The sequence below is a fragment of the Streptomyces sp. NPDC060035 genome (assembly GCF_042736635.1).
Classification (GTDB): Bacteria; Actinomycetota; Actinomycetes; order Streptomycetales; family Streptomycetaceae; genus Streptomyces.
Genome location: NZ_JBHWVO010000018.1, coordinates 161,118 through 179,218, shown reverse-complemented (window position 1 = coordinate 179,218; position 18,101 = coordinate 161,118). Strand labels below are relative to the sequence as shown.

15 protein-coding genes and 1 pseudogene are annotated in these 18,101 nt (G+C 68.0%); 10 read left to right on the top strand and 6 right to left on the bottom strand.

Features of this window, described 5'->3' with window-relative positions:
* Nucleotides 1-305 precede the first annotated feature (305 nt).
* Nucleotides 306-701 carry a GNAT family N-acetyltransferase gene (locus ACFWBQ_RS26625; RefSeq protein WP_385498770.1) on the top strand — a complete coding sequence of 132 codons (396 nt, stop codon included), beginning with the start codon at nucleotides 306-308 and terminating at the stop codon, nucleotides 699-701.
* A 754-nt stretch (nucleotides 702-1,455) separates the two neighbouring features.
* Here the strand turns inward: ACFWBQ_RS26625 and ACFWBQ_RS26620 are convergent.
* Nucleotides 1,456-2,157, bottom strand: a complete 702-nt coding sequence (locus ACFWBQ_RS26620; RefSeq protein WP_385498762.1) for a 2-phosphosulfolactate phosphatase — start codon at nucleotides 2,155-2,157, stop codon at nucleotides 1,456-1,458.
* A gap of 177 nt (nucleotides 2,158-2,334) precedes the next feature.
* Between ACFWBQ_RS26620 and ACFWBQ_RS26615 the strand changes: the two are divergent.
* The 5 genes and pseudogenes from ACFWBQ_RS26615 to ACFWBQ_RS26595 form a co-directional block, all read left to right on the top strand.
* A pseudogene (locus tag ACFWBQ_RS26615) lies at nucleotides 2,335-2,505 on the top strand (site-specific integrase); the annotation flags it as partial.
* A 57-nt stretch (nucleotides 2,506-2,562) separates the two neighbouring features.
* Nucleotides 2,563-2,799 carry a hypothetical protein gene (locus tag ACFWBQ_RS26610; RefSeq protein WP_385498754.1) on the top strand — a complete coding sequence of 79 codons (237 nt, stop codon included), beginning with the start codon at nucleotides 2,563-2,565 and terminating at the stop codon, nucleotides 2,797-2,799.
* Between the two features lie 117 nt (nucleotides 2,800-2,916).
* Complete coding sequence (locus ACFWBQ_RS26605; protein WP_385498752.1) at nucleotides 2,917-4,029, top strand: ABC transporter substrate-binding protein; 1,113 nt, start codon at nucleotides 2,917-2,919, stop codon at nucleotides 4,027-4,029.
* A 222-nt stretch (nucleotides 4,030-4,251) separates the two neighbouring features.
* Nucleotides 4,252-4,419 (top strand): profilin family protein, encoded by a 168-nt coding sequence (locus ACFWBQ_RS26600; protein ID WP_385498745.1) that lies wholly within the window; start codon nucleotides 4,252-4,254, stop codon nucleotides 4,417-4,419.
* A gap of 152 nt (nucleotides 4,420-4,571) precedes the next feature.
* Nucleotides 4,572-5,108 carry a hypothetical protein gene (locus ACFWBQ_RS26595; RefSeq protein ID WP_385498738.1) on the top strand — a complete coding sequence of 179 codons (537 nt, stop codon included), beginning with the start codon at nucleotides 4,572-4,574 and terminating at the stop codon, nucleotides 5,106-5,108.
* A 644-nt stretch (nucleotides 5,109-5,752) separates the two neighbouring features.
* Here the strand turns inward: ACFWBQ_RS26595 and ACFWBQ_RS26590 are convergent.
* A complete protein-coding gene (locus tag ACFWBQ_RS26590) occupies nucleotides 5,753-6,400 on the bottom strand; it encodes a class I SAM-dependent methyltransferase (RefSeq protein ID WP_385498733.1) in 648 nt (215 codons plus the stop codon).
* A gap of 561 nt (nucleotides 6,401-6,961) precedes the next feature.
* Here ACFWBQ_RS26590 and ACFWBQ_RS26585 point away from each other — a divergent pair.
* Nucleotides 6,962-8,005, top strand: a complete 1,044-nt coding sequence (locus ACFWBQ_RS26585) for a S66 peptidase family protein (protein WP_385498724.1) — start codon at nucleotides 6,962-6,964, stop codon at nucleotides 8,003-8,005.
* A gap of 1,276 nt (nucleotides 8,006-9,281) precedes the next feature.
* Here ACFWBQ_RS26585 and ACFWBQ_RS26580 read toward each other — a convergent pair.
* A complete protein-coding gene (locus ACFWBQ_RS26580) occupies nucleotides 9,282-9,452 on the bottom strand; it encodes a hypothetical protein (protein ID WP_385498718.1) in 171 nt (56 codons plus the stop codon).
* 397 nt (nucleotides 9,453-9,849) lie between these two features.
* Between ACFWBQ_RS26580 and ACFWBQ_RS26575 the strand changes: the two genes are divergently transcribed.
* Nucleotides 9,850-11,133: a low temperature requirement protein A gene (locus ACFWBQ_RS26575; RefSeq protein ID WP_385498711.1), complete on the top strand. Its 1,284-nt coding sequence runs from the start codon at nucleotides 9,850-9,852 to the stop codon at nucleotides 11,131-11,133.
* A 31-nt stretch (nucleotides 11,134-11,164) separates the two neighbouring features.
* Here ACFWBQ_RS26575 and ACFWBQ_RS26570 read toward each other — a convergent pair whose 3' ends face one another.
* Entirely contained in the window at nucleotides 11,165-11,851 is a 687-nt protein-coding gene (locus ACFWBQ_RS26570; protein WP_385498792.1) for a TetR/AcrR family transcriptional regulator, read from the bottom strand.
* A 150-nt stretch (nucleotides 11,852-12,001) separates the two neighbouring features.
* Here ACFWBQ_RS26570 and ACFWBQ_RS26565 point away from each other — a divergent pair, with 150 nt between their 5' ends.
* Together ACFWBQ_RS26565 and ACFWBQ_RS26560 are read left to right on the top strand one after the other, a co-directional pair.
* Nucleotides 12,002-12,874 carry an SDR family oxidoreductase gene (locus ACFWBQ_RS26565; RefSeq protein WP_385498706.1) on the top strand — a complete coding sequence of 291 codons (873 nt, stop codon included), beginning with the start codon at nucleotides 12,002-12,004 and terminating at the stop codon, nucleotides 12,872-12,874.
* Between the two features lie 465 nt (nucleotides 12,875-13,339).
* The gene (locus tag ACFWBQ_RS26560; RefSeq protein ID WP_385498701.1) at nucleotides 13,340-14,590 is read left to right on the top strand and encodes a hypothetical protein; all 1,251 of its coding nucleotides are present in this window, start codon (nucleotides 13,340-13,342) and stop codon (nucleotides 14,588-14,590) included.
* A gap of 163 nt (nucleotides 14,591-14,753) precedes the next feature.
* Here ACFWBQ_RS26560 and ACFWBQ_RS26555 read toward each other — a convergent pair whose 3' ends face one another.
* Nucleotides 14,754-16,433, bottom strand: a complete 1,680-nt coding sequence (locus tag ACFWBQ_RS26555) for an acyl-CoA dehydrogenase family protein (protein WP_385498697.1) — start codon at nucleotides 16,431-16,433, stop codon at nucleotides 14,754-14,756.
* Nucleotides 16,434-16,468: 35 nt separating this feature from the next.
* Nucleotides 16,469-17,119: a TetR/AcrR family transcriptional regulator gene (locus ACFWBQ_RS26550; RefSeq protein WP_385498688.1), complete on the bottom strand. Its 651-nt coding sequence runs from the start codon at nucleotides 17,117-17,119 to the stop codon at nucleotides 16,469-16,471.
* Nucleotides 17,120-18,101 lie beyond the last annotated feature (982 nt).

Sequence of the window (18,101 nt, the reverse complement as noted above, 5' to 3'; positions counted from 1 at the left end):
CCGGCCCACAACCTGACACCACCAAGGTCCCCACCCATAACCAGACCAACGACGACGCTGGCCACCAGTCACAGCAAACACCGTTGCAGTACTAGCCGCAGGCATCGACCGCGACGCCGTCGTTGCTGGCCTGACCTCCCTTGGAGCTCTGACGTCGTCGAAGACCATGGAAACCGGATCAAGATACTCAAGCGCCAGATGTTCGGGCGCGCAGGCTTCCAGCTCCTCCGCAAGCGGGTTCCCCTCCTCACCCCGTCCTCGGTTCCATCCAGTACCGGACTTGACGCGGGCACTAAAATCCGGGCGTGACAATCACGTACGACTGGCGGGGTGACTTCGACAATGCCTCCCTCAATGCGCTGCACGCCGACGGGTTCGGCTCCGCGGTCGGTCAGACCGACTGGAGAGCAAGACTTGAGCGTCACAGCCTCGGCTGGGTCTGCGCGTGGGAAGACGGCTTCCTGATCGGCTTCGTCAACGTTGCCTGGGACGGCGGAGCTCATGCCTTCATCCTGGATACGTTGGTCGCCCGGCATCGTCGGTCGAGAGGGGTCGGCGCCGCACTTGTCGCAGCTGCGACCACGGAGGCCCGTGCCGCCAAGTGCGAGTGGCTTCACGTCGACTTCGAGGAGCATCTGCGCTCGTTCTATTTCGATGTCTGTGGCTTCAGGGAGACGCCGGCGGGGCTGATCGCCCTCTAAACGCCACGGCCCAACCCTGCGACCTTGCGCACACCGGCCCCACTCAGATCTCAGGAGTCACGAAGCGTGTCCCCAACCCACACCATGAGCCAGAGCCCGCCCGTTCGCCGGTGAGCCGCCGCTTCAGAGGACAATGCGTCGACGGACGCCCCGCCACGTACGGAACACCTTCGAACCCCAGGTTCTCAGTTGTGCTCGGTGCAGGGGCCATGAGCATCCTGTCGCTGCTCTACCGCTGGGCGATGGCCGAGGCGCACGCGCAGCGGAGCCGTACAACTACCGCGCGGCGCGGGCTCTGTTCGCCGGGACCGGGCTGGAGGTGCGGGTGAACCTGGCGGTGCGCCGCACCCCGAAGCCGCACATGACGATCAAGTACCTGAAGGCGGACTTCACCGAGCTGTTCCGCGGCCGTGGGGGACCCCCGGGCTGCCGCCGGAGCCGACTTCCCGTGCCTGCCGGGATTACCAACTGCATGAAGTTCCGCGCCACCTGGACTTCCTACGAAGCCCTCGCCGGGCTGCACGACTACCTGGAGCTGGACCGCGCGGCCACCACCGAGGGCTCCACGGGGCGGCCGCCACGCCGGTGGGGCGAGCTTCTCGTGGTTGCCGAGCCGGACACCCGTGGCGGGCGGGCGGGTCAACGGGTGCGAAGCTCGTGGGACTCGCTGGCCCCCGCCGATCGCATTGCAGTTGATACCGCAAGCCCGAGAGGGTGCTCGCTCTCGCACGCTGAAAGTAGACGTCACCAGCGATCAGGCCAGGTCCTCGTCAGCCAGCGAAGGCATCGCGCGTGAACGCAGGACCATGAGCGAGTCTTCCAAGGTCGCCACCATGGCAAAGGAGAACCGGTCGACCTCAAGACAGAGCGCAACGTCATCAGGATGGACTCCTTGACGCACCCCCTCCGCCAGTTCGGCGGCGGCGCGCGACTCGGCAGCGCGGCGGAGGAACTCAGCAGCATCCGTCCCAGCCCCGGCGGCTCTCCGAGCGATGTATTGAGCACACGCCAGATCTTCATCGGCCTGTCCGCCCTCGCCAGTGACTACGAACGTGACACTGTCACTCTTGCGTGTCCGCAAGAGCCGAGCCGTTGCCTCCGCCACCACGAAGCTGGCGCACAGCACCAGCGGCGCCTCTTTGACCGCAAGGGCGCCGACTGTCCCTGCCGTGGTTTTCTGCACAACGGTCCGCCCGCCAAGGTCAATGGACCGCAGCAGGCCCGGCGAGTTGACGGCGTCGAACCCGGGTGCGGGCGGGCCGTCTTTGAGCGCCACCCAATCCGGGTGGCGAGCCTTGAGCGCCAGGGCTTCGTCCAACGACTCGGCAAGAACGATCTTTTCCGCACCCTGGGCAAAGGCCCAGGCAGCCACGGTGAAAGCGCGCATGACGTCGACCACGACCGCCACGGACGGGGCTTCGACCAGATCAGCGATACCAAGGAAACGAGTGTTCATTCCGAGCATGATCGCGCATGCCCGACCCGAGGTACCCGGAGAGTGATGCGCATCACATGGATGGTCTCGGAATGCAATACCTCCGGCTGCCTGCGTCGCAAAAGGAGTTCGCAACGACCTGCCTTCTCAATCGCCACACGGGTGACCTTCACACGGTCTCTACGCACAAGTCAGCCCGGCCTGACCCACCTCGGCGAGGGAGGGGCCAGCCTGCTGATGCTGATGGCGAAGTCCCGGCACAAGAAGGCGGAGAACGTACAGAAGTACTTCCATTACTCCCCGGAGACGATCGCCGAGGTCACCAGCCTGCTTGCACCAGGCGACAGCCGACGGTTACCCATGCGCTGAGACGGCTACCGCGGCGCACGTCCTCCGGAGCCAAGGACAGGCCGCTATCGTCACCGGATGCCTGAAGCTGCTGAGAAGTTCGACACCGCCATGTCCGTCTGGAAGGAGTGGCAGGGTGCTCCTTGGGGCCGCCTGCGCTACGCGATCGCCGAGGCGAATCTTGTCCCGCACTTCGGGGCGGAGGGAACGGCCGCGGCGCCCCTGCGCCTGGCTGCCCGGGGCACCACGTCACGATCGTCGACTGCACCCGCGATGCTCACCGCAGCACGAGCGGGCTGGTGCGGCCCGGGCTGACGGATCTGATCACCTGCGTAGAGGCCGATGTGAACCCGCTGCCCACCGACATCGCCCGCGGGGAGTTCGACGTCGTGCCAGCCTGCATCCGGATCGTGACACGGGGGACGCCAACGCATGAACATGCCACCATCGCCACCTGGAGCGGAACAGACTGACGGATCATCCGTCCAGATCGGCGCTCTCGTTCCACTGACTCGGCCTGGCTGGGTCGAGGCAGGCCAACACTTGCTCGCTGGACTCGAGCTGGCCGTTCGCGAAGTCAATGACGCCGGCGGGATCCTCGGGAGACCACTCGAGCTGGTGGTCCGAGACACCGCGGCTGATCCACAGAGGGCCGCAGCGGCCGTAGAGGAATTGGCTCGCCTGGGCGTGGCTGCATTGGCCGGGGAGTATCACAGCGTCGTCGCTCGCACCGCTGCGGCCAGGGCCGACGCCCTCGGCCTGCCATTCCTCTGCTCGTCAGCGGTTCTCGACGCGCTCACCGAAGAGCCAACAGAATGGGTCGCGCGCCTCGCCCCGGCGCAGTCCCACAGTTGGCAGATCTACGCAGACTTCCTCCTCCGCGCGGGCCACAGTCGCATCGCCGTAGCAACCGAGCCGAGTGTCTACTGGGCATCTGGGACTCGCATTCTGCGGGACTATCTCGCTCCACGCGGCGGCACCGTCATCGAACTCGACATGCGCGCGCTCGCCCCGGCAGCCGTGTGCGACGAACTCGTCGACAACCGCGCGACAGCCCTCCTTCTTCTGGTCGGCCACCCGGAACCGGCAGTGTCGATCGTCAAGTCCGTCCGCCACGACCCGCGCCTCGCCGACATCATGATTGGTGCTCCGGCCGGGCAACCGGAGTTCGCCGAATGGGCGGCGTTGCTGGGCGACGACAGCGCCGCGATCCCGTTCTTGCGCTACCTGCCCGAGCGCCTCAGCCCACTCGGTGCACGAGTCGAGGCGGCCCTCCGCGAGCGGCTGGCCGAAGCGCCCTCCTTCGTCGCCTTCGAGGGCTACGACACGGTCGCCGTCCTCGCCGATGTGCTGCGTTCCCACGGCGCGAACCGGACGCGCACTGCCGAATCCTGGCCGCGCGTTGCAGTAGAAGGCACCCGCGGGCAGATCCAGTTCTCCCGCACGCCAGGTATCAGCGTTTGGCAATGGGCTTGGACGCCAATCCAAGTCGTTGATCGAGATCCTGCGGAACCTGATCGCTTTCGGATCCTTCACGCCAGCTGAGAGACCACGGAGGTCCGACTGCCCAGATCTGTACGAGCTTGAAACTTTCTACCTGTCTACGTGTTCACACCTGAAGCTCAGCGACACGCCAACGTCACCCTGCCAACCGAAGCCAGTCAGGGCGTCAGGACTTCGGGACGCGGTAGCGCAGGCGGGTCACGGACCCCGCGGTGGGCTTCCCCTGCGGGATCAGCCCGGACCCGCTCCCCGGCGAACAGCGGCGTGCCCTCTCCCAACCCGGGGGCGCTCCAGGGCAACGAGGGCAGGACTATCTCTGAACCGTTCAAGAACCCGGCCGACGTGTTCGCCAAGGGCATCACCGTCAGCGGGGTGAAGTACATGAGGATCAAGGGCGACGACACATCGATCTACAACTTTGATCACCACTGAGGCGCATTGGGCAAGTTGGTTGAACCACAGTCCAAGTGTTCCGGCCGGAACACTTGCGTCCGGTTTACTGCAAAACGTTGTCACCCGAGCGGAGTAGTGACGTCAACCTGCAGGTTGATCCCGGGCAAGGGAAGACCAGGAACACTGAGGGTATGGCAACCAACACGCTCCATGAGGAAGTTGAGAGCAAGGGGACGGAGCGCCCCGTCCCGCTGTGGGCGGAGAGAGTCGCCCACCTCATCCCGCTGGTGGGGCTGCCGGTGTGTCTCTGGCGGCTGCCCATAGGCTTTGGCTACGCGATGGGCGGGGAGAACACTCCGTCGGCGTGGTGGCACATCCCGTACGTCTTCGGGCTCAGTCTCCTGACGGAGGCGTTCGCGCTGCTCGGGTTCGGGCTCGTGCGCCGATGGGGAGAGTCGGTGCCCAACTGGGTCCCCAAGCTGGGTGGGCGACGCATCCCGCCCTTCGCGGCGATCGTTCCCGCCACCGTCGGCGGACTCCTCCTCCTGGGGCTGATGGTCAACTGGCTCTTCACGGCCTTCCGTATCGACGATTCACCCGGTTTCCCCTATGCCCCGGGCTGGAACACGCTGGCGATGACGGTCAGCGGCCTGCTGACCCTGTGGGGCCCCCTGTTGCTGGCTTTGACCTACGGCTACTACCGCCGCCGCTGCCGCCCAGCCGCCTGACCCCTCCCGCGCCCGGCGCTGTCCTCCCTGTCCGGAAGTCCGGGGCCTTCCCACGCCCGGAGGAGGTTGACCGCCCGCCGATTCCTGCCTCTTCCTGTCAGCGCATCGCCCGGCGGAGGGAGCGGGGAGTCAGGTTCTGGCAGGTTACTGAACCCGGCGCTGCTGCCAGATCGCTAGCCGTTGGAGGGCAGCTGGGGCAGTCCGTTCATCCATGAGCGGCGGCAGCCACTGTGGCTCCCCTCTGCCCACAGCACAGCGCCACCGTCATGTGCGACAGCCTCAGACAACGATGAAGGCACGTCAGCAACGGGCCACGTACGTCATGTGCCTAACGCCCAAAAGCGACCCCAGATAACGTTGGCGTAGGCCCTGCGGCGCGTAACGTCCCAGGCCTAGCCTCCTACTTGGAGTCGCGGACATCGGTGAGCGAAACCATGTGGTCGACGTCCAGGCCGACAGCATTGGTTACAGGCACCCCGTCGCGGGTTCAGTCACGGCCGGCCGATTAGCTTGCATACGGCCGCTGGGGACACTGCTCTTCCCTCTCGTCACGGAGGTCGCACGGCGGCTCGGCAGGAGGAGGATCATCCTGTGGGGCGCTTCCTCTCACCCGACCAGCAAGATCACGATCTACAGCTGAAGTACTACGTTTTACGGGCGAGCAGTTGAATCTCCTGGAATTGCCGTCGGTCAGTGGGCTGAGGCCGGCGAACCATCCGGGCTACCTCGGCCAACCCGGACTTGCACAGCATCGCCGCGAGGTGATCCGGCGACCACCGATAGGCCAGGGCGACTGTGTGATCGAATTCCTGCGTCAGGTGAGACGGACCATCGCTTGCCGAGAAGCCGACCAGAAGGTGGCCGCCAGGTGCCAGTACCCGGTGGAACTCCTCCAGGATGACGGGTATTTCTTGCGGCGGAGTGTGAATGATGGACCAACGTGAGAGTGCGCCGCCCAGCACGCCGTCAGGGAAGTTCAACGCGGCCATCGAGCCCACGTCGAACCGCAAGCCCGGATAGGCCTGTCGAGCTAACTTGATCATGGCAGGAGAGGCATCAACACCGAACGCCGCCAGCCCCAGCTCGTCCAGATAAGCAGTGATATGGCCAGGCCCACACCCCAAGTCCGCGACCTGACCGTCCCCACTCGCACTGACGACCTCGGCGAAGGCACCCAAGATCGCGCGGTCGAGGGGACTTTCACGCAGCGTGTCGCGGAACAGCTGCGCATAGGTGGGGGCAGCAGCGTCGTAAGCCTCGCGGGTGGCACGGAGGGCATCGTGTTCGACCATGCTCGCGACAGTAGTTCCTGGCCCCGAGGTGAGCGGAGGTGAACGGAGAGAATCACGATCGTCCCTCCAGCCCGTTCGCCCGGACTATCGCTGGTCCAGAGAAGCCTGTGTCAGGTGCCGCCCCACGCTCCGGCTGGACCTGGCCCAGGACACCGCCTGCTGGGGATCGACACCCCTACCAGGCGGGTCTCGGCGAGGCCCAGCGGATGCAGTGACTCGGCGAAGCCGCTGGCTGCCGGCTGCCGGCTGCCGGAGAGCCTGCGGCACACCGCCGGCAGAAAGCAGCGTGCCGAACGTCTACGCGCCCAACTGGGCCTCGGCGAGGGCGGCGTCACTGCCCTGGGTCAGTCATCACGCCTCCGCGATGACCTGGGCCTTGAGCCGGTCACATTCGGCAACCGCGTCAGGCTTCCGTCGTTCATGGTCACGTGACATCTCGTACGATCTCGGCAGCTGTTCCGTGTCGGACGGCTGTTGCTGGGGTGGCGGGGTGGACTGTGCCATCAACGAGCCCCGGAATATTCCCTGGGGTGTCAGGCCACCGCCTCCTACGATCAGTAGATGACTGATCCCCTCTATCCCACCAAGCCCCGCCCCGGAGACCGGGTGGCGGTGCTGTCCCCCTCCTCCGGTCTGCCCGGCCTCTTCCCTCTGCCCTACGAATTGGGCCTGCGCAGACTCCTGGAAGACTTCGGGTTGAAGGCAGTCGAATATCCGACGACCCGGAAGATGGGTGCCATGCCCGAGGAACGGGCCGCCGACATCCACGCGGCCTTCGCGGACCCCGACATCAAAGCGGTGATCGCCAGCATCGGCGGAGACGACCAGATCACCGTCATCCCGCACCTCGACCACGGTCTCCTCCGCGCCAACCCCAAGCCGTTCTTCGGCTACAGCGACAACACCAATCTGCTGCTGTTCCTGCGGAACCTGGGGATCGTCAGCTACCACGGCGGCTCAGTGATGGTCGAGCTCGGACGGCCCAGCGCGATGCACCCGATGACCGAGGACTCCCTCCGGTCGGCGTTGTTCACCTCGGGCGAGTACGAGCTCACCTCGTCAAGCACCTATGGGGACGTCAGCCGCCCGTGGGAAGACCCGCACACCTTCGAGTCCGAACCGGAAATGGAACCCGCCGACGGCTGGTCCTGGCACAACGGCGACCGGGTGGTCGAAGGCATCACCTGGGGCGGCAACCTGGAGATCATCTCCTGGCTGCTGATGGCCGACCGCACCGTGCAGCCGGTTGACGCCTACGCCGGCAACGTGTTGTTCCTGGAGACTTCCGAGGAAATGCCACGCGCCGAAGAGGTCTACCGGATCCTTCGGAACATGGGCGAACGCGGGCTACTGCAAAAGTTCCCCGCGCTGCTGATGGGCAGGGCCAGGAGCTGGTCCTTCGAGAACCCGCTCAGCACCCAGGAGAAGGCGGACTTCCGCCGGCAACAGCGAGAGGCCGTCCTACGGGCTCTCCAGCAGTACACCCCCGACACGATGGCAGTGTTCGACGTCGACCTCGGCCACACCGACCCGCAACTCGTGGTCCCGGTCGGAGGACGAATCCGGGTGGATGGCCCGGCACACCGAATCATCGTCACCTACTGAGCCTGAGCCATTCGGATCACCGTCACAGTGGCGACGGTCCCAACGGCGCTCTCGCAGATTGGCGACCGACGCGGACTCCGTCGAACTCCTGACGGTCACACCATCAGAGGCTCAGAAGCACATCGCGACTACCGAAGTGCAGAGAAGAGTCTGCGCCTCCTGCGGCCAGGAAGCCTTCTCCGAAGGGCGCCAGCACGCTCGCACGCTGAGCGGTGTCCCGCGAAGCAAGATTCCGCTACGGCAACGTGAAGTCGGCCGTCGCCCAGGCGCTGGGGCCGAACCGGTTGCCAGAGTGGAGACCGACCGGTGGATCGCCTTCCGCTCGCACTTCGGCCGGGTCACCACGGCTACCACCAAGGCAGCCAGGGCGACCACAGCCCGGGGCACACTCGCGGACCGGTCCACCATCTCCGGATTCACCACCAACGACGTGATCAGCGCCACCGAGACGGCACCCGCCATGACGGCAACGCCCCATACGGCGACACGCACCGCCCCCGAAACCGTTGCCGTCGTCGGCAGCCACTCCCATCCGACACTCCGTCAGGTCACGCGCAACACGAACACAGCGCGGCCCCCACCACGTACAGGTCGAAGGCCGAGCAACCAAGGACTTTCGTCCGCCTCGCGATCGCACGCACCGGGTAGCGGAGTTACGACGTGGCTTTGCCCGTACGGGTCAGAGGGGACTTCGCTCTGTCGCGAACGGGGCAGAAGCTCCTGCGGACCAGACAGACCACGTACCACCGAATATGACGAGGGCGGTAGCGGGGGCTGGGGGCAGGGCGCGACGAGCGCAATGTGGCGCTCGCCGAGCCGCGCTGCCGGAAATTGGTGCCGCGGCGTCGTCAGCACGCGGTGGATGCCGTCCTGCAGGCCCGGATACCCCTTGGACGCCGGGAGCCGGACGCGATGGGGTCCTTGCAGCCGTCGAACGTGCATGCACCGCGCTCCAGGGAGAAGTGCCAATCCGGCGCCGATGTCAGCTGCTGCGTCGGGCAAGACTGTAGATGAGGATGAGGACAGCCGCCGCCATCACCAACACGTGCAGCCACGCGGGAGCAGCTGAGATGTCTGCAGCTGTGGTCGTCATGAACGGGGTCATCACGCTCTCCTTCTTTGCAAGTGTCAGAGGTGGGACTACTGCCGTTGCCCGGGGGCTGACGCGCCGGTGCAGTCCGTGTGTTTCGGGGAACAGCGCCGGCAGAGCGGACCTGTGGCGTGGCACAGGCGCCAGGTCCTTGATGTGTTTGGCGTCCAGCCGGTCAGGCGGCGGTCACCGTCGGCCTGCTCGCCATCCACTGCCGATTCCTGCAACATGCAGGGCCAACAGGCCCAGGCCAAGCAGCATGACGTTCACCGAAGCGAAAACCTCGTTGGTCGTTATGTCGGCAGCATTGATCAGGAAAGCGATGAAGAACAGTACTGCCGCAGCTATCGCCAGCATGATGTGACTCCTTCGGTAGTCAATTCGGTAGCTAAAACGCGTGTGCCCCCATCTGCAGGAAACAGACCTGGGAAGGGCACCCGTGAAAATGATTGAGCTGCTCCTGTCGACATCCAGGCCGAGTAGATTCTGCGTGCGTGCGGTCTGACGGGCAGCACGTAGGGAAAACAACTCCGGCGTCGGCGTGGGCGCCTGACCACCCATCGACCCGGACTCCCTGCCGCGTTCCGTCGGCGGGCGCAACGCGCCACATGAGGCGAGGTCCAGGAAGGGATGCGGGGTGTTGGCGACTCGACCACGCGAGCCGCTTCCTCCGCCCCACGCCGCGATGCGCCTCTCGTCCGGCCCGAGCGAAAGATCAACGAATAGCAGGGGATCAGCAAACATAATGCCGTCCATGAACGACTCCGCACACCCTGACGGCGCCGACGAGGGCAAGCTGGCGCACCGCCTGGTGCCCATGACGGGCCGTGACCCGGAAGAACACGGCCGGGCCTCCTCCCCGCTGGAGCTGCTGTTCGACCTGACCTTTGTGGTCGCGGTCGGCACAGCGGCCTCCCACTTCGCCGAGATGGCGGCCGAGGGGCATCCGGGGCAGGCGGTCACCGCGTTCGTACTGGCGATGTTCGCGATCAGTGTCGCGTGGATCAGCTTCAGCTGGTTCGCCTCTGCCTTCGGTACCGACGACTGGCTCGACCGGGCGCTGACGATGGTGCAGATGATCGGCGTCGTCGTGTTCTCGCTCGGCCTGCCGGCCATGTTCCACTCCGTCGAAGAAGGCGGACACCTTGAGCTGCGCGTGATGGTGATCGGATACGTCGTGATGCGCATCGCGATGGTGTTGCAGTGGTGGCGCGCCGCCCGGGAATCTCCCTCGTTCCGTGCCGTCTGCATGGCGAACATCCGCTGGACCGTGATCGCCCAGCTCGGTTGGATCGTGGTCGGATTCACGCATCCGCCGCTCGCCGTCGCGTTCGTCGCCTTCGCCGTGCTCGGGGCACTGGAACTGGCAGTTCCGGTGCTCACGCAAGGCAGCGCGGGCGGAACCCCCTGGCACCCCCACCATGTCGCCGAGCGTTATGGCCTGTTCGCGATCATCGTTCTCGGCGAGAGCGTCGTCGGCACGGTCGCCTCCTCGGGCGACCTCCTCGGTGGCGTGGACGGGCTGCACTGGAGCGGGAACGCCATCGCCGTCGTTGTCGCCGGCGTCGGGCTGACCTTCGGCATGTGGTGGGTGTACTTCACCACCCCCTTCGGTGACGTCCTCGTACACCGCCGCAGCCGCGGATACCTCTTCGGCTACGGACACATCCCCCTGTTCATGGGGATCGCCGGTGCCGGCGCCGGGCTGCACGTGGCCGGCCTACAACTGGAACAGCACTCCGAGCTCGGTGACGTCGCTGTCGTCCTGTTCCTGGCCATTCCGGTCGGCCTCTACCTGCTGATGGTCTATCTGCTGCACACGCTGCTGCTGTCCGCCGCAGACCGCTTCCACCTGCTCCTGATCTCCCTCACACTCGCCGTACTTCTCGCGGCCGTCCTGCTGTCCGCGGCCGGAGTCGCGATCGCGGTGTGCTTGCTCATCGTCATGCTCGCCCCCTACGTCACCGTGATCGGTTACGAAACGATCGGCCACCGCCACCAACAACAGATGCTGAAGGCACTCGGCAAGCGGGACTGACGAACCGCCGGAGCGCACGCCCCATGGCGCCTCACCCGTCGGAGGCGAGGCGGTCCAGCCACTCCCCCAACAAGTGCCGTTCCCCGCTGCTGAGGGTCGTCTGTTCGGGCAGCGCAGCGCGCAGGGCACGGGCGGCGCCGGCCGGGCCCGCGTCCTGTACGGCCGGTTCCTCGTTGGTCACGGTGGCGATCATGGACTCTCGCAGGGTGGTCAACAAGGCGGGATTGCGCCGGTCTTCGGGCAGGGACAGCCAGGTGAGCACCGCACCGCGCGCCGTGGCATGGATGATCATGGCCGCGAGTTCCTCGTCGACCCGGAGCCAGCCGCCGACGGCGAGACGCCGGACACGGCCCATCAGAATCTCCATGCCGGCCTTGAAGGCGGGCGACTCGGCCCTTGTGGGCTCGCTGTACATCAGCGCGTACAAGGCGGGATTGGCCAGACCGAATTCGACCGCCAGGTCCCAGCCCGCCCTCAGGTCCTCGATGAGGTCCTGAGGATCGGGGTCTACGTGCTTGGTCGCGAGGAACGTCGCGAAGCCGTGCTCGGCCACCGCTTCGAGCAGCCCATCCTTGTCGCCGAACAGCCGGTAGATGGCCGGCGGCTGCACTCCCGCCGCGACCGCGACCGCGCGCGTGGTGACCGCGTCGCGCCCCTCGCGCTCCAGCAGGTCGGCAGCGGCCTCGATGACCCGCTGCCGGGGCTGCTCGCGACCCATGGCCGTGGTGTCGGATGCGACGGCGGTGGCGCCGTTCCTGGCAGGTGAACGTGGTGGCATGTATCAACGATACAGCTCGCACAGTTCCATCGTTAGTATCAGTGGTACGTTATTGCTGATTCCATTGGAACTGCGTCGTAGGAGTACCACATGATCATCGTGACCGGAGCGACAGGACAGCTCGGACGTCAGATCGTCGAGAGGCTGCTGACGCGCGTGCCGGCGGACCGCGTCGGCGTCAGCGTCCGCGACCCACAGAAGGCGCAGGCATTCGCCGACCAGGGAGTACGGGTGCGGCACGGCAGCTTCACCGACGCCGCCAGCCTCGCCCACGCCTTCGAAGATGCCTCCCAGGTGCTGATCGTGTCCGTCGACAAGATGGGCGAAGAGGCCGTGCGGCAGCACCGTGCCGCAATCGATGGGGCCGTCGCGGCCGGCGCCCGCCGCATCCTCTACACCAGCCACATGGGCGCCAACGCCTCGTCGGCTTTCCAGCCCTGCCGCGACCACGCCGCCACCGAGGAAGCACTTCGCGCCTCCGGCGTGCCGTTCACCTCGCTGCGCAATGGCTTCTATGCCGCCAGTGCGGTGCAGTTCGCCGGTCATGGCCTGGAGTCCGGCGCGATCACGCTCCCCGCAGACGGGCCGGTCAGCTGGACCGCACATGCCGACCTCGCCTACGCGGCTGCCGCCATCCTCGCCGACGAGGGCCTCTTCGACGGCCCCACGCCGCCACTCACCGCGGCGCAGGCCCTCACGTTCGATGACATCGCCGCCATAGCCACCGAGGCCACGGGCCGCACCATCACCAGGACCACCGCACCCGATGACCAGTTCCGCAAGCAGCTGGTGAGCAATGGCGTCCCCGCCGAGGCGGCAGACCGGCTGCTCGGCATCTTCGCCGCCGGCCGCGCCGGCGAATTCGCTGCCGTCGACCCGACACTGGGCGCCCTGCTCGGCCGTGAACCCATCACCCTGGGCACGATCCTGAGCGAGCAACTGTCCAGCGACGACGGGCGTTGAGCGGCTTGCACCTCACGGCGACCACAATGATCAGCCGACCGAAGCCTGCTCATCGTCGTCGAAGCCCCGAACCCGCTCAGCAGGACCATCCGGCGGATTCACCGTACGAGGACCCTGGCCGGTCCCCCGGCTCTCAGTGCGCGGTCGGCGCCACGGACAGCCGCTCGCCCGCAGACGATGGCGCGAGGCAGAGTGACCCCATGAGGGGAGAGGGCTGGAGAAGGACGGGACGATCGCGCGTGAAGGTGCGCTGAACCGCGTGCCAGAAGCCTTCGCCCCTGTCATCGATGCCGCCCGCGCTCAGATCACGGCACCCTCACCCTCGCCGCCGTCCGGCTCTGGCTCCGGTCGTGACCTGCTCCGACAGATGGGGCGTGATGGGAGCCCCAGCGAAGCCGTCACCCAGTCGGCACAACGATCGCGGCCTTCACCCCACACAACAGGATCTGCCGGGAGGCTTCACCCATGCTGACCAGCGAAGACGAGTCGTACGAGGCCGTCAGGCGACTGGCCGCCGGAGTTGCTCCGGACCAGGCGCTCGATGTGACGGATCCGGAGTCCTGGATCGGCCTTGACTTCTGGGTACGCGAACTGGCCCGGCAGCGGCCGGAGTTGTTCCACTCGAACGCGTCGCCGTCCGGGAGGCGGCTGAGCTGGGACCCGGATGCGTCGCTGCCCACCGTCACTTGGCCCCATAGGCCCGGTGACGCCGAACTCGCCCTCGCCCTCTGCCACCCCGACGGCCGGATCCGTGAGGCCGCGCTGGACCATACCGAGGAGCGGCCCGCCCTGCTTGCGCTGGTCGTCATCCGCTGCGCGGACTGGGCGGGGCCGGTACGCGAACGGGCCCGCGTGCTCCTGTCCGAGACGCCCCTGCACCGGCTGGCCGCGCACGCCGCGCTGACCCTGCGGATCGGCCGCCGCCCGCGGGGCGGCTTCGCCCAGGAGCTGCTGACCGGGGCGCTGCGCACGGGCCCCGCCGCGCAAACCGAGGCGCTGCTCGACAGCGGCGACCGGGCCACGGCCCGCCTCGCGTACCGCATCGCCGTCGAACGGCGGCTGCTCCCCACGGCGCAGCTCGCTCAGACGGCCGCCCGCCACCGCGACGTCGTAGTGCAGGACCTGTGCGCCGAAGCGGCCGTGGCCGCCCTCGGCGAGGGCGCCTTCGACGAGTTCACCGAGGTCGTGGTGCCGCTGCTCGGTTCCCGGCAACCCCGGGTCAGGTCGGCGGGGGTGACCGCGCTGCGCCGGGCCGGGCTGCACGCGGACGCCGAGCCGTACCTCACCGACCGGTCCGCCGTGGTACGGGCGTGCGCCCGGTGGGTGCTGCGGCAGGGCGGCACCGACCCGGCGCCGCTGTACCGCGCGCTGTGTGCCGACCCCGCGGCACGGCCCGCCGCCGCAGTGGGCCTCGGCGAGTGCAGGGTGCCTGAGGATGCGGACCTGGTCCGGGCACTCCTCGCGCACCCGGTCCCCGGCGTGCGCGCCTGCGCGCTGGCGGGGCTGCGGGCGCTGGGAGCGGTACGCGTCGACGACATACGGCCGCTCCTGGACGACCCGTCGGCGGCGGTGGTCCGGCAGACGACCGCGGCCCTGCTGCCGTGGGCCGACCGCGTCCCTCAGGAGCTGCTGCGCGGGCTCCTGGCCGAGGACCGTCCGCGCCACCAGCGGGTCGCGGCGGTCCGGCTGCTGCGGGCCGTCGGGGTGCACGCCTAGGGTTGCCCGCGCGGCTCTGAGCTGATCCGCCGGACAGGCCCTGAGGAAGTGGTCCTCCCGGCCCCCACATGAGGCGCACCGGAAGCGACATCCCGCCCAGCAGGTCACCGGCCGGATGCCGGCCAGGCGTGCGGGTTCGGGCGCCTCCTTACGGGACCGGAGCTCAATCGACCGCCCCAGGGAGCCGGGCAATGATGCCGGACAGGTCGGTGCCCGCAGGGAGCGTGCCGAAGGCCAGGCCCTGGTCGCCGGCGATCCGTGAGGCACAGAACGCGTCCGCGACGGCGGCCGGGGCGTGCCGGACGAGCAGGGAGCCCTGCAGTACCAGCGCCATGCGTTCGACCAGCCTGCGGGCGCGCACGGCCGCGTCCTCGGTGAGCACCAGCTCACCGCGCAACTGCCGCCAGGCCGCGTCGAGCCGGGCATCCGCACCTGCGGCGACCTCGATCTCGGCGCCGAAGGCGTCCAGGGACTCGGGTTCACGGGTCAGGGCGCGCAGCACATCGAGTGCATTGACGTTGCCCGAGCCCTCCCACAGGCCGTTGAGCGGAGCCTCCCGGTACAGCCGGGGCATCCCCGATGCCTCGTCATAGCCGTTGCCGCCGAGGCACTCCAGGGCTTCGGCGACCGCCGCCGGCTGACGCTTGCACACCCAGTACTTGCCGACCGCCGTGGCCAGCCGCAGGAACACCCGCTCCCCCACGTCGCCGCGCTGCGCACGGTCGGTCGCTCCCGCGATTCGCAGCGCCAGGGTGGTCGCCGCTTCCGACTCGATGCCGAGGTCGGCGATGACATTGCGCATCAACGGCTGGTCGATCAGCCTGGCGCCGAACACGGAGCGGTACCGGACGTGATGGGCTGCCTGCGCGAGCGCGGCACGGGTCCCGGACGCAGAGCCCAGGATGCAGTCGAGCCGGGTCATCGTGACCATGTCGATGATGGTCCGCACCCCCTGCCCCTGCTGGCCCACCGGCCAGGCAACGGTGTCGTCGAACTCCGGCTCGCTGCTGGCGTTGCTGCGGTTGCCGAGCTTGTCCTTAAGCCGCTGGATACGGAAGGTGTTGCGGCTGCCGTCCGGGAGTACCCGCGGAACAAGGAAGCAGGACAGTCCTCCCGGAGCCTGCGCCAGCACCAGGAACACATCGTTCATCGGAGCGCTGGTGAACCACTTGTGGCCACGCAGCCGCCAGGTGCCGTCGGGCTGCTCGGTGGCAATGGTGGTGTTGGCCCGCACATCGGTGCCGCCCTGCTTCTCCGTCATGCCCATGCCCGCGAGCAGGCCACTCTTGCTCCCAGGGGCGCGCAGACCGGGGTCGTACGTCCGGCTCGTCAGCAGCGGCTCGTACCTGGCGGCCAGCTCCGGCGCCGAACGCAGCGCGGGGACGACCGCGTAGGTCATCGAGACCGGACAGCCATGCCCCTGCTCGGCCGAACTCCACACCATGAAGCCCGCCGCGCGCGCCACATGGGCGCCGGGCCGGGCGTCGGCCCACGGTGCGCCGCCGAGGCCCTCGCTGATCGCCACGTCCATCAGCGCGTGGTACGAGGGATGGAAGTCCACCTCGTCGATCCGGTTGCCGTAGCGGTCATGGGTACGCAGCACCGGCTCGTAGCGATTCGCCTCCTCCGCCCAGCGCTGGACCTGCTCCGAGCCGGCCAGCCGGCCCAGGCGGTGCAGGTCCTCCTCGTACCACTCGGCGCCCTCGCGCCGCACTCCCTCCAGAAGTACGGCGTCGTCGGCGACATCGTGTCCGACCAGCGGCGGCGGCTGGTTGGTCACCTCATGGGTGCGCGCGGTGGGGTTGCTGTGCAGCGCGGCGTCTGCGTCTGCCGTCGTGGTCATCACGGTCCTCCGGAGGTCGTCGTACGCAGGCGTGGTCACAGTTGGTCGGCGTCGAGCGGTGCGGCAGCTTCGAGCGGTGCGGCGGCGCCAGCGCAGCGCAGGGACATCGCCACCAACTCGGTGACCAGCTGGTCGGCGTCGGTGCCCTCGGCAGGAGCGGACAGTGGGTCCACGAGCACTTCGCCGATCGCCCCGGTCAGTGCGGCTGCGGTGACCTCCGGGTCCTGGTCGGGCAGCAGACCTGCGTGGATGCCCTCTCGGATCACCTCGGCGAAGACCTCGCGGTAGCGGCGCCGGTACCCCAGCCGCTCCTGGCCGACTGCCTGTTCGGCCGGGGCGGCGAGCAGGGCGTGGGCCAGACCGCGGGACTCCATGGCGCGGCGGGCGAAGACGCCGATGCCCAGCGCGAGCCGCTCGACCGGGTCCCGGCCGCCCTCCGTGAGGACCTTGCCGAGCACCTCGACCTCACGTCCCGACGCACGGCGGAACACCTCGACGGCAAGCGCGCCTTTGGAAGGGAAGTGCTGGTAGACCGAGCCGACCGACATCCCGGCCGCGGCGGCGACCGCGGTGACGGATGCGTTCGCCCAGCCCACATCGGCGACGACGGCGGTCGCCTGCTCCACCAGATGCTCCCTGGCGGCGGCCAGCCGGTTCTGCACAGCGGGCGTCTTGCGGTAGACCATGTAACAAGTGAACCACTGTTCGGAGCTTCACACCAGCATCCGTCCGCACCGGCCTCCTCGAACCAGGCGCATGCGGCAGAGACGCAGCCCACAGCATCCTGGGACGAGCGGCGGCCGGTCGGGCGGTCCACAAGGGCCGGCGGCAAGGAAGCCCTCGTCCACGCCGAGCAGCGTTGGAGTTACCCGGACCCGCCCGCGACCGTCCGCCGCGCCGCGGCGGTGCTGCGCGACGCCCGGCTCCGTCCCGGGGACCGGCCCGCAGTCATGCCGTAAACACCCCCGCCTTCGTCATCGCTGTCTTCGGCGCATGGCACGCCGGAGCCACCCCGGTGCCCGTCAACCACAAGCTGCAGACAAGTCGTTGAGCGACTTCGCATCCGGGCCGTGGTTCGGGAAATGGTTTGGCATGCATGGACAGCTCTGCCGGGTCCGCTCCGCCGCCTCCCAGCGCCACGGGCCCTGGACGCGCCGGACGGGGAACAGCCGGTACGCCACGAGCGCCCGCGCGGCGTCGAAGTACACCGTGCCCGGTCAAGGTGCCGTCGGCCGGCAGGACGCCGGTCCGGCCTTCATGCTCTCTGCCGAGCTCCTCCGGCTCCCCACATGACACGTTTCTCCCCCACCGGCCGGTCACCGCTGACACCACGAAAGCCGGCCCGGGCGCATACCTCAACTGATGAACCGGCCTTCAGTCGGTTCACCGGTTCGGGCCGGGGCTATTCCGGTACCGGGACCGCGCCGGACGCCGCAATGCCTGCCTGGCGGAAGTCGTTCAGGGCGGCCGCTGCGGTGTGTGGGGCGACGCCGACGAGTAAGGGCTGTCCCGTAATCCAGGACGCGGGCACGAAATCCCACTGCGGCGGCGTCCAGCGCCTTCGCTCGCACACGGAGGTCCGCCGCGATGCCTACGGGGTCGACGGCCTCCACCCCACAGGCGCGCAGCCAGGCCGCCAGTCCGCCAGTGAACTCCCCTTTGGGTTTC